Below are 2,443 nucleotides of genomic sequence, written 5' to 3'. Positions count from 1 at the left end.
CGTCAGCGACTCCACCAGCCCGGCGATGGTGTCGAACGGCCGGTACTCCGCGTACTCCGCGCCCAGCGCGCGGGCCCGCTCGCGGAACCGGCCCTCCCCGAGCACCTGGTCGACCGCCCAGCCGACCGCCTCCGGCGCCGGGCGGCCCGTCCGCAGGTCGAGCCCCGCGCCCGACCACTGCACCCGGGCCGCCACCTCCGGCTTGTCCTCGCTCACCCCGGCCACCACCACCGGTACCCCGTACCGCAGCGCGGTCTGCACCCCGCCGTAGCCGCCGTTGCTCACCAGCGCGTCGGTGTGCGGCAGCAGCCGCTCGAACGGGACGTAGTCCACGGCGCGCACGTTGTCCGGCAGGCGGCCGCCCAGCAGCCCGGCCAGCAGCTGCGGCCCGTCCGGACGCCCGGTGGCCGCCACCACCAGCACGTCCCGCTCGGCCAGGGCGGCGACGGTCGGCGCGATCAGCTCCCCGAGGTCGGTGTTGGCCAGCGTCCCCTGGGTCACCACCACGACCTGCCGCTCGCCGGTCACCTCGCCCCACCACGACGGCAGCGGCCGCTCCCCGCCGACGGCGCCGGGCAGCGCGCCGATCAGCCGGTACGAGGCGGGCGCGTCGCTGCGCGGGTACTCGAAGCCCGGCACGGTCAGCTGCACGAACACGTCCGGCACCGCCACCACGGCCCGTCCGCGCGGCCCCTCCGGCAGTTGGACGCCCGCCTCCGCGAACACCTTCTCCGCGTACCGCTGCAACGGCTCGCCGCGCCGGTCCAACTCCTCCTGGAGGGCCCGGTTGCGGGCCCTGCCCTCCTCCCCCGGCATCGGCGGCAGTCCCAGCCCGAACGGCGCGGTGTCCGCGCTCGGCAGCATCGACGGCGTGACCCCGACGCCGATCAGCGCCGGGCGCTCCGCCCTCGGCCGGCCCAGCGCCAGCGCCAGCGCGCCCTGGAGGAAGGCGTCCGCGATCACGGCCTCGGCCGGGAACTCCGCCAGCAGCGCGAGCAGCGCCCGGTACTGGTGCGGGACCGGGTCGAGGAACACGCGCCGCACGTCGAAGGCGATCCGCTCCGGCCCGGGCGGCAGCTCCGACCGCCCGGGGAAGCTCGCGTCGAGGTCGCGGTCGTCGAAGTCGGCCTCGGCCGGGAGCGCGACGAACCGCGCCCCCGCCCGCGCGGCCGCCCCGGCGAACCGCGCGCCCCCGAGGAACACCACCTCGTGCCCCCGGGCGGCGAGGTCGGCGGAGATGGCCAGCAGCGGGCCGGTGTGCCCGAGCGCGGGCATGGCAGTGGTGATGATCCTGGACAGCGGAGGCTCCTGAGCTCGAACGTGATGCGTTGTCGGACCCACGGTAGGCAGCGGCGACAGACAAACGATCAACAGCCCGTCCGGCCTTCCGACCATCCGCCTGTCTGTCCGTCTACCCGTCTGTCCGTCTACCTGCCCGTTCGTCCGTTCGTCCGTCCGTTCGTTCGTCCGGAGATGCTGCCCGGGCTCAGGGGCGCACGGCCTCCGGTACCGGCTCCTCCGTCACGGCTGGGGCCGCGTCAGAGCTGCGGCGGGGTGACCGGCAGACTGCGCTTGTGCCCGGTGCGGTGGTAGTGGCCGAGGACGGTGCGGAAGACGTCCTCGCTGACCGGCAGGCCCTCCAGGAAGTCGTCCAGGGCGTCGTACTCGACACCGAGGGCCTCCTCGTCGGGGCGGCCGGGGGCGAGGTTCTCCAGGTCCGCGGTGGGGACCTTCCCGACCAGGTCGGCGGGCGCGCCAAGGGCGGCGGCGACGGAGCGCACCTGGCGCTTCGTCAGGCCGGAGAGCGGCATCACGTCGGCCGCGCCGTCACCGTACTTGGTGAAGAAGCCGACGGCCGCCTCGGCGGCGTGGTCGGTGCCGACGACCAGCCCGCCGCCCGCGCCCGCCGCCGCGTACTGGACCACCATCCGCTGGCGGGCCTTGACGTTGCCGCGCACGAAGTCCTCGTGGGCGTGGTCGCTGAAGGTGAGGCCGGCGGCGAGGAGGGCGTCCCAGGCGGCGTCGGTCGCGGGCTTGATGTCGACGGTCAGCACCTCGTCGGCCCGGATGAAGTCGAGCGCGCGCTGGGCGTCCGCCTCGTCCGCCTGGACGCCGTAGGGCAGCCGCATGGCGATGAAGGACACCTGGTGGCCCTCGGCGCGCAGCCGCTCGACGGCGAGCTGGCAGAGCCGCCCGGTGGTGGTGGAGTCGACCCCGCCGCTGATGCCCAGCACCAGGGTGCGGGCACCCGAGGCCCGTACCTGGTCGGCCAGGAAGGCCACCCGGCGCTCGGCCTCCTTCGCGGGGTCGGGCACGGGGGCCACCCCGAGGGCGAGGGCGATCTCCCGCTGGACGTCGGCGGGCAGGGGTTCGGTCATGGTCGACTCCGTAGTGCTCGGGCCATTCGCAGTGATACAGGCCCATAGTGCCTGACCCCGTTCGA

Annotated in this window: 2 protein-coding genes; both read right to left on the bottom strand. The window is 75.2% G+C overall.

Features of this window, described 5'->3' with window-relative positions; translation table 11 throughout:
- Window positions 1–1,275: nucleotide disphospho-sugar-binding domain-containing protein (locus tag J0670_RS35825; RefSeq protein ID WP_207816806.1), on the bottom strand; the 1,275-nt coding region annotated here is incomplete at its 3' end.
- Window positions 1,276–1,538: 263 nt separating this feature from the next.
- Window positions 1,539–2,378, bottom strand: coding sequence for an ammonia-dependent NAD(+) synthetase (gene nadE, locus J0670_RS35820; protein WP_207816804.1), 840 nt, complete (start codon window positions 2,376–2,378; stop codon window positions 1,539–1,541).
- Window positions 2,379–2,443 lie beyond the last annotated feature (65 nt).

This window comes from Streptomyces sp. FH025, assembly GCF_017427025.1.
Lineage (GTDB): Bacteria > Actinomycetota > Actinomycetes > Streptomycetales > Streptomycetaceae > Kitasatospora.
This window is presented reverse-complemented; position numbering and strand designations above follow the sequence as displayed.

Excerpts from the sequence above, each read along its gene's own strand:
- nadE (WP_207816804.1), bottom strand. The coding sequence starts at position 2,378 with ATGACCGAACCCCTGCCCGCCGACGTCCAGCGGGAGATCGCCCTCGCC.